This window comes from Mycolicibacterium vinylchloridicum, from assembly GCF_013404075.1.
In the GTDB taxonomy this organism is placed as follows: Bacteria; Actinomycetota; Actinomycetes; order Mycobacteriales; family Mycobacteriaceae; genus Mycobacterium; species Mycobacterium vinylchloridicum.
The window spans coordinates 1-8,481 of the sequence record NZ_JACBJQ010000103.1 but is presented as its reverse complement, the minus strand read 5'-3'; the positions used below and the strand labels follow the sequence as shown (position 1 = coordinate 8,481).

Below are 8,481 nucleotides of genomic sequence, written 5' to 3'. Positions count from 1 at the left end.
ATTCCTTTGCTCGAGTGACTTTCGCGGGTCTCTCGAAGAATCACGCGATGACCTTCATTCATCCGGCTACGACACGCCGGTACCGCTGATCAGGTCCGACTCGTACACCACTCTGCTGGACGCAACCGCGGGAAAAACAGTTTGACCGGTACCAGTCCGATGCCGTCACCGTCGTCGACACTGACCCACTCGTCGACCACGTTGGCGATCACCGCCGCGCCATCACCGCCCTGCGCGCTGGCGGCAGCGGCGGCATCAACGATCCGCCGGGTAAGGTCGCGAACCGCGATCTGAACCTGCAGTTGGAAGTCACTACGCTCGGCGCCCCAGGGCTCGGAAAGAGTTCCGGTCGGGCCATTCGGCGCGACCTCGCCCCACTGCGGTGCTGGCGGAAACAGAACATCCCATAGCCGGGGATCGATGCTGGCAAGCAGCCTTAAGTGCGTCGCGCTCTCTGTGGCTATAGGGGCACCTCGTCGTGTCGCCAGACCGGTTCCCCCCGCGCGTGACCGTACAGTCGCGACCACCACAAGAAACGGGTAGTCCACTACTCTAAATTTTCCCGCCCATCGGATGGCCAGTGCTGCATCGATGGACAATGACCGTTGTCGACGCGTCAATCCCGGTCGTGATGACAGACGGCCTCCAGCATCAAACCGAACGGGTCGAGCCAGAACGTCGCGAAGTAGGGCGGCGGATACTGCGGAAAGACTTGGGGTTCATGCAATACCTCGCCGCCGAGCTCTGTCACCAGGCGATGAACGCGTCTGACCGCCGAGCGTGACTTGACCATGAAGGCCAGGTGCTGCAGTCCGGTGCGATCGCGCGAGTACGGGGTCGCCTCGCTGGCGGGGTAGAAGAACAGGTAGGTTCCCGGCTTGCCCTCCGCGGGTCGAAAGGCGAACTGGTCATGATCGTCCAGGAAGTGCTCAAACCCGACGACGGGCATCAGCGCGCTGTAGTAGGTCCTGGCCTCCGCCAGGTCGGTGACGTTGATTCCCAGATGCCCAAGCATGAGTCATCGTGGCAATCAGTTGAACGTGCCGCCGCTGTTTCCGGTGAAGAAGTTCGGTTCGTCGTCGGGATTGCTGCCACCGGCAATCCACTCCTCACGGCGGCGCCGCATCACATCACGTTCCTTCGCGTTCGCCCGAGCCATCAGCATGACCATCGTCGTCATCAGCAGCAGCGAGCAGGCGATGAGCATGACGGCGTCAATGGCGGTCATGAGACAGGGCCCAATCCAGGTTGCGGTGCAAGAATTCGTACATCAACGCGGTCTCGAACGCGGCTTGGGCATTCGTCGACGCACCCGCGTGGCCGCCGTCGGTGCTCTCGTACAGCGCCGCTTGGTGCCCGGCCGCCTGCAGCGCCGCGGTCATCTTGCGGGCGTGCCCCGGGTGCACGCGGTCGTCGTTGGTGGAAGTGGTGATCAGAATCGGCGGGTAGGTGCGGTCGGCGTCGATGTTGTGGTACGGCGAATACTGCTTGATGAATTCCCAATCATCGGGATCATCGGGATTGCCGTATTCGGCGACGAACGCCGCGCCGACACCAAGGACGGGGAAGCGGCGCATGTCCAGTAGCGGCTGGCCGCACACCAGAGCCCCGAACAACTGGGGGTACTGGGTGAGCATGACACCCATCAGCAGGCCGCCGGCACTGGTCCCGGTTGCGCCGAGCCCCGCTGCGGTGGTGACCCCGCGCTCGATGAGATCGGTTGCCACCGCGGCGAAGTCCTCGGCCACCCGGTGTCTGCCGGCGTTGATGGATTGGAAGTACCAGTCCGGACCGTACTCCCCGCCGCCGCGGATGTTGGCCAGCGCGAAGTTGCCGCCACGTTCCACCCACAGCCGCCCGGTGACACCGAGATAGCCGGGCAGTTGAGATATGGCGAATCCGCCGTAGCCGTGCAGCAGGGTGGGCGCGGGTCCGGTGGAATCCCGGTGTGTAACCAGGAAGTACGGGATTCGGGTCCCGTCGAGCGATGTTGCGAAGTGCTGGCTGACGACCAGGTCGTCGGCATTGAAACGGGCCGGGGCCGTCTTGATTTCGCGGACCGATCCGCCCACCAGCCCGTGCAAGATCCGTCTTGGCTTGTCCAAACTGGTTGAACTGAGGAATATTTCGTTGCTGAAAGGGTCGATCGCCTCAATGTAGGTGTCGGTGTTCTCCGGCACCCCGGGGATCGGATGCGCCTCCCAGATGCCCGGGGTCATGACGTGCAGCCGGCTGGCGACGTCCTCTAGCGTGGCGACGACCAGATAGTCTCTGGTCCAGACTGCACCCTGGAATATCGATGGGCCGCCGGGTTCGTAGATGATATGCAAATCGGCAGTGCCGGAGAGGAACTCGTCGAGGTCGGCAACGAGCACCGTGCCGGACGGATGGCTGGCGTCGCCGCGCGTCCAGCCGGTGGGAACCGAGATCACGATCCATTGGCGGTGCATGCTCACCGACCCGTCGGCGGGGATGTCCAGCTGGACGAGTTCACCACCGTGCAAAAGGAAGATCTCTTTGTTGCGATTGTCGATCATCCGGACGAACAGCGTGCGCTCGTATCCCGGTGTTCGATAGACACCGGCGGCCGCCCCGAGATCGCCGGCGCGGGCGGTGAATACCGTCTCGGCTTGATCCAGGGCCGTGCCCCGCCGCCACCTCTTGACGATCAAGGGCATCCCGATCGCCGACAATGACCCCTCGCCGAAGTCGGTGGCCACCAGCACCGTGTCGTCGTCTTCCCAGCTGATGTCGGTCCGCGCTTCGGCCACTGTGAAGCCGCCGGGCACGAATTGCTTTGTCGTCATGTCGAATTCGCGCACGACGACGGTGTCGGCACCACCACGGGACAACAAGATCAGTGCCCGGGCGTACTCGGGCTCGAGGACTTCGGCGCCGGCCCACACCCAGTTTTCGTCTTCTGCGGCGGCCAGGGCGTCGACATCGACAACGGTCTCCCAGTCGGTTTGCTCAGCCAGGTATTGGTCGAGGGTGGTCCGGCGCCACAGCCCCTGGGGGTGGTCGGCGTCGCGCCAGAACTGGTAGAGAAAGTCGCCACGGCGCTGGACCGAGGGAATCTTGTCGCTGGCGTCCATGATTGCCAGCGCTTCGGCCTGCATCTCCTCGAGCCGCTCGGACCGGAGTTCGCTCAGCGTCGAGGCGTTCTGCTCCTCGACCCAGCGCAAAGCGCGCTCGCCGCTGAGGTCCTCCAGCCACAGGTAAGGGTCATCGATGCGGACTGACTTCCCGGTTTTGCTTGGTGCGGTCATCGGTCGCCTCCCTCGTCGGCTGGTGCTGCACTCACAGTGAGCGTTATTGACGCGCGAGGGAAGATCAACGCTTCGCAGGACGGCATTTCCTTGCACGATCCTCACAATGGCGACAGGCGTCGGTTCGAGCCGCGATGGTGTGAACCCGTCGCCCAGGAAACACGGTTATGCCGATGTGCCCGAAATTGACTCCGCCGCAGTACGGGTCCCGTATACACAAATCTATGAATGCATCTGCTCATATCGGCCGGGTCGGCGGTTTGGCCATCGCACTGGGCATCGGTGCAGCACTGGCCTCAGCAAACGCGGTGGCGTGGGCAGACGCGGATGACTCAGGCTCAGGTTCCTCCGCCGCAGCATCGGCGAGCGGTCATGCCGGCCCGCGAGCCACGAAGGCAACTGCCGGCGCCAAGCCCCGGCCGTCGGCGCAGAAGTCGACGACATCGACGTCGACGACCCGGCCCGCGTCGCGTCCGAGGGGCGTCACCGTTGCGTCCGCGGTGTCCACGCCGGCGTCCGCGGTGGCCGCGCAGATCACCGCACCTCCGAATCTGACCGCGGTGGTCCAGCACGTGGTGTACACCCCGCTGCACGCCGTCGTGCAGGGGTGGATCCTCAGCGAGGTCGGTCGTCAGGTCGACGACTTCATCAACACCGCGGCCGGGTCGTACGTGATCGGCAACGGCAGGTCGGGCACTGAAGACCACCCCGACGGCGGTGCCGCAGGGTGGCTCCTCGGTGATGGTGGTGCCGGCTGGAACAGCACGGTGGCCGGTGTCGTCGGTGGCAACGGCGGAGCGGCCGGAATGCTCGGTGATGGCGGTGCTGGTGGCGGGGGTGGCGCGGGGGCCGCCGGAGGCGACGGCGGTGCCGGTGGCCGATTGATGGGCATCGGCGGAACCGGCGGTGCCGGTGGCGCGGGTGCCGCAGGGGCGGCCGGCGGCATCGGGGGTGCGGGCGGTGACGGCACAGGGTTGGTCTTCGGCGTCGGCGGCCACGGCGGTGCCGGCGGTGACGGTTCCGATGGTGGCCGAGGCGGTAACGGTGGTAACGGCGCGGCGTTCCTGGGTAGCGGGGGCGACGGCGGCGACGCAGGAAAGAGCAATGTCGGTGGTCTCGCCACGGGACTGCCCGCACTCGGTGGGGCCGGCGGGACCGCAGGCTGGCTCGGCAGCCACGGTGCTGCCGGGAATGCGGGGGCCGCGGCCGCCGTGACGCAGCCCAGCGGAACGCTGCCGCCTCTGTCCAACGTCGGGACCTGGATCACCACCAGCGACGGGCAGGTCGTGATCCTGCACGGCTTCAACGAGGTGTACAAGCTCGCGCCATACGAACCGTCCGCCAGCGGTTTCGACGAGGAGGACGCACAATTCCTGGCGGACAACGGTTTCAACGTCGTGCGGTTGGGCGTGATCTGGGCGGGCATCGAGCCCCAGCCCGGGGTGATCGACACCGCCTACCTCGACTCGATCCAGCAGACCGTGCAGATGTTGGCCGACCACGGGATCTACACCATCATCGACATGCATCAGGATCTCTACAGCACCACCTTCTACGGCGAAGGTGCCCCCGAGTGGGCGTCCGATGGCGGCGGCCGGCCCAACAAGAACGCCGGATTCCCCGGCAACTACTACGTCAACCCCGCCCTGCACCATGCCTGGGACGCGTTCTGGGGTAACGCTGATGCGCCGAACGGTATTGGGCTGCAGGATAATTACGCACTTGTCTGGCAGCACGTCGCAAGCTACTTCAGTGGAAACTCGGCTGTCATCGGCTACGACATCATGAATGAGCCGATGGCGGGCTCGACCTATCCGGTAGCGCTCTTCGGTGGCTCGTTCTTCGCCACCCAACAGCTGACTCCGATGTACAACCAGGTGGCTGCCGCCATCAGGTCCGTCGATGCGAACACCGCGCTGTACCTGGAGCCGCCGAACCCGGCGGTGACCGAAGTTCCCACGCTGCTCGGTCTGCCGGTCGCTCTGCTGGGTCACTACACCGACCCGAATGTCGTCCTGGCCTTCCACAACTACTGCGGCCCCATCGGTGGTGCGCTGTGCACCAAGATCGTCAATACCCTTGCGGTTCAGGCTGAGAACTACTCGAAGCGGCACAACATCCCGGCATTGATGAACGAGTTCGGTGCCACCAGCGACGCTGCGACGCTCATCGACACCATGCGGTCCGCGGACCGGTATTTCATGGGCTGGGCCGAGTGGGCCTACACCGGTGTCGGTGACATCACCGGATCGCCGGACGTGGAAGGGCTGGTGCACGACCCGGCGCTACCGCCGGTCGGGGACAACGTCAACACCAGCAACCTGGCGATACTGTCCGCTCCGTACCCGCAGGTGGTGTCCGGCACCCCGAACGCCTGGTCCTTCAAGAACGGCACCTTCGAATTCGGTTATTCCACAGCGAAGGTCGACGGTTCGGGTGCTTTCGCCGACGGTGCCCTGAGCACGATCTCGGTTCCCGTGGTCCAGTATCCGAACGGCTATCAGGTGACTGTCACGGGCGGACATGTCGTCTCGGCCGCCAACGCCGCCCAGTTGGTCATCGCATCGGACCCGGGTGCGACGGCCGTCCACGTCGTCGTGGATCCCGCCCCTTAACCGCCGATGCCGGAGCGCATCAATCCGGCCGGATCGTACTGATGGCGAATGGCGTTGAACCGCTGCAGGTTCGGTCCCAGGTAGCGGGCCAGCGGATCGCCGATCTCGGGGTAGTTGATATAGCCGCCCACCGAGGCCGACGCCACCGCGTGATGGGCGGAAGTCAGCCAGTCGCTCGCCGCATCGGAGGTCGCCTCGGTGTACCACTGAACCGACGCCGCCTGCCGCCGCCACGGGAAGGCGCTGCCCGCGGGATCGATGTCACCGACCGCGCCCGACAGCGACTCGACCACCGCAGTCGCCGAACCTGCCGACTGCGGCCATGCCGACATCGCGGCAACGACGGAATCAGCTGCCGCCGAGGTCATCTCACCGATGATGTCCGAGCCGGCGACGAATGCCCGAGGGACCCGGGCGGCATCGCCGCCCTCGAAATAGTGGATGAACTCGACGCGGTTCAGCGTGCGGGTGCGGCTCGACGACGCCGACAATCCCGTCGCGGCGAGCATGTCGCCGGCGACCGAGGATCCGGTGCCAGGCGGTGTCGCCAGGATGACGGTGCAGCGGCCCGGGCCGTCACCGACGGTGAGGTTGACCATGCCCCAGATGTCCCGCGCGGCGGCACTCAGCCAGTTGTGCCAGCCGATCATCACCGTCGCGGCCGACTCCATCGGGAAGGTCATGGTGACCACGTCGCGCTCGGTGGCCGGAAAGGTGCGAAACGTCAGCGAGGTCACCATGCCGACGTTGCCGCCCCCACCGCCGCGCAGCGCCCAGAACACGTCGTCGCGATCGTCGGCGGATGCGGTCACCATCGCACCGTCGGGTAACACCAGCGAGGCCGACACCAGGGCGTCGCAGGTCAGACCGCACCGCCGCGCGTCCGACCCCAGCCCGCCGCCCAACGTCAGGCCCGCGACGCCGACCGTCGGGCAACTCCCCGACGGGACCGAGAGTCCGCGCGCCGCGAGCTCGGTTTGCACCGTGTCCAGGTCCGTCGCGGGCGGCACCGTCACCACACCGCGTCCTGCATCGATGTCGACCCCGCCGGGAAGTCCGCGGAGATCGATCACCATCGTCTGGTCGAGGGCCGATGCACCGATGTAGGAATGCCCGCCACTGCGGGCACTGATCCCGATCTGGTTCGTCGAGGCGAACGCCACCGCCTTCTGTACATCGGCAACCGACGCTGCGGCGATGACGGCCGTCGGAGTGGAACCGCTGAAGCGGGAGTTGAAGACGGTTTTTGCCGTGGCGTATCCGGAGGAGGACGGCATGATCAGCCGACCGTCCAATTGCCCGGCCAGTGCGTCCCAGTCCGGCGGGCCCGGGATCGATACCGCGTTCGGGGTCACCGACCGGCACGAGGTGAGGAGAGCTGCGCCCGCCAGCCCGCCGAGTGCTCGTCGCAGAAACGCCTGACGGGAAATCTCCCCCGACATGCGCTGAATGCTAGTGCTACTCCAGCACGAAAACCGGGATCAACCGCTCGGTCTTGGTCTGGTACTCCGCGTAGGGCGGGTAGGCCGCGACGGCCAGATCCCACCAGTGCGCGCGCTCGTCGCCCGACACCTCGCGTGCAGTCAGGGTCACGACCTTGTCGCCGTCCTGCGCGGTGACGGTCGGATTGGCTTTGACGTTGAAGTACCAGGACGGATGCTCGGGATCGCCGCCCTTGGAGGCGACCATGGCGTAGCGGCCGTTCTCTTCGACGCGCATGAGCGGCACGTAGCGCTTCTTGCCGGACTTGGCGCCGGTGGTGGTGTACAGGACGACCGGGCGGTCCATGATCTGGACCCCGTCGGTGGTGCCTTGCTTCAGAATCTGTTCGGTCTGTTCGCGCACCCAATCAGTGGGGCTCAGTTCGGCATGCTCAGTCATGGACCGCTCAACTCCTCTCGTGTTCGGACTATTCCCGTGACTTCGGCGCGCTAACCGCCGCGGAGCGTACGAAAACGCGCCGGAGTCACGATGGTGGGCCCGTGCAGTAGGTCCGCGGCGGCATGGTCCAGATGCGCTGATGCGATCCCACGGGGCATAGGTCGTAGTCAGCCTTGTCGAAGCGCTGCAGCACTTTGAAGTCCGCTGATGCGTCGCTGCATGCGACGGGTTTGATCGTGTCGGTGCGGGTGCGATCAGCGACCGGGTGTTTGACGGTGGCGTAGCACTGGTCGACCAACAGATTCGGGATGAGGCATAGCGTGGCCGAGTCGTTGGTCCAGCGCGCGAAATCCGTTTCCTCTCGACCTCCGTCGGGGCATCGTGCATCCCGGGGGCCGGTGCTGACAACCTCGAAGACCCCGGCCGGTTGGGTGCAGTCGACGACGTCGCGACGCCCGATCACCCCCGACGCCATCGCCTCACTGGTGATGCATTGGCCCATTTTGGCTGGGGGAGCGACATTTTCGGCTGCCTTGTGCTCGCCGGCCGAGTTGGCCACCCGGCCGACTGCTCCCACAAGGCTGACGGCGATGAGGATCGTGCCCGCGATGATCAAACCGCGGCCCGCTGTCGGGGTCGGCGGCGGCCTCGGTGGATAACCGGGCGGCGGGTAGCCGACGGGGTAGGGCGTGGGGTAGCTCGGCGGGGGGTAGGGC

The 8,481-nt window shown here is 65.9% G+C and carries 9 protein-coding genes; 1 reads left to right on the top strand and 8 read right to left on the bottom strand.

Annotated elements, in window-relative coordinates; translation table 11 throughout:
- Nucleotides 1-89: 89 nt before the first annotated feature.
- From HPC46_RS33055 to HPC46_RS35895, 5 genes are all read right to left on the bottom strand, one after another.
- Nucleotides 90-599: a hypothetical protein gene (locus tag HPC46_RS33055; RefSeq protein ID WP_179476245.1), complete on the bottom strand. Its 510-nt coding sequence runs from the start codon at nucleotides 597-599 to the stop codon at nucleotides 90-92.
- Nucleotides 600-616: 17 nt separating this feature from the next.
- The gene (locus HPC46_RS33050; RefSeq protein ID WP_179476244.1) at nucleotides 617-1,015 is read right to left on the bottom strand and encodes a VOC family protein; all 399 of its coding nucleotides are present in this window, start codon (nucleotides 1,013-1,015) and stop codon (nucleotides 617-619) included.
- A gap of 15 nt (nucleotides 1,016-1,030) precedes the next feature.
- Nucleotides 1,031-1,228 (bottom strand): hypothetical protein, encoded by a 198-nt coding sequence (locus HPC46_RS33045; RefSeq protein WP_179476243.1) that lies wholly within the window; start codon nucleotides 1,226-1,228, stop codon nucleotides 1,031-1,033.
- Entirely contained in the window at nucleotides 1,215-3,269 is a 2,055-nt protein-coding gene (locus tag HPC46_RS33040; protein WP_179476242.1) for a prolyl oligopeptidase family serine peptidase, read from the bottom strand. The genes HPC46_RS33045 and HPC46_RS33040 overlap by 14 nt, the downstream gene beginning before the upstream one ends.
- A 370-nt stretch (nucleotides 3,270-3,639) precedes the next feature.
- Nucleotides 3,640-3,777 (bottom strand): hypothetical protein, encoded by a 138-nt coding sequence (locus tag HPC46_RS35895; RefSeq protein ID WP_325096865.1) that lies wholly within the window; start codon nucleotides 3,775-3,777, stop codon nucleotides 3,640-3,642.
- Here HPC46_RS35895 and HPC46_RS33035 point away from each other — a divergent pair.
- Nucleotides 3,770-5,884, top strand: a complete 2,115-nt coding sequence (locus HPC46_RS33035) for a cellulase family glycosylhydrolase (protein WP_325096864.1) — start codon at nucleotides 3,770-3,772, stop codon at nucleotides 5,882-5,884. The two genes, HPC46_RS35895 and HPC46_RS33035, sit on opposite strands and share 8 nt — an antisense overlap.
- Here the strand turns inward: HPC46_RS33035 and HPC46_RS33030 are convergent.
- The 3 genes from HPC46_RS33030 to HPC46_RS33020 all read right to left on the bottom strand — a co-directional run.
- A complete protein-coding gene (locus tag HPC46_RS33030) occupies nucleotides 5,881-7,326 on the bottom strand; it encodes an FAD-binding oxidoreductase (RefSeq protein ID WP_179476240.1) in 1,446 nt (481 codons plus the stop codon). The two genes, HPC46_RS33035 and HPC46_RS33030, sit on opposite strands and share 4 nt — an antisense overlap.
- A gap of 16 nt (nucleotides 7,327-7,342) precedes the next feature.
- Nucleotides 7,343-7,765 (bottom strand): nitroreductase family deazaflavin-dependent oxidoreductase, encoded by a 423-nt coding sequence (locus HPC46_RS33025; protein ID WP_179476239.1) that lies wholly within the window; start codon nucleotides 7,763-7,765, stop codon nucleotides 7,343-7,345.
- Nucleotides 7,766-7,850: 85 nt separating this feature from the next.
- On the bottom strand, nucleotides 7,851-8,481 hold a 631-nt coding region (locus HPC46_RS33020; protein ID WP_179476238.1), incomplete at its 5' end, for an LppU/SCO3897 family protein.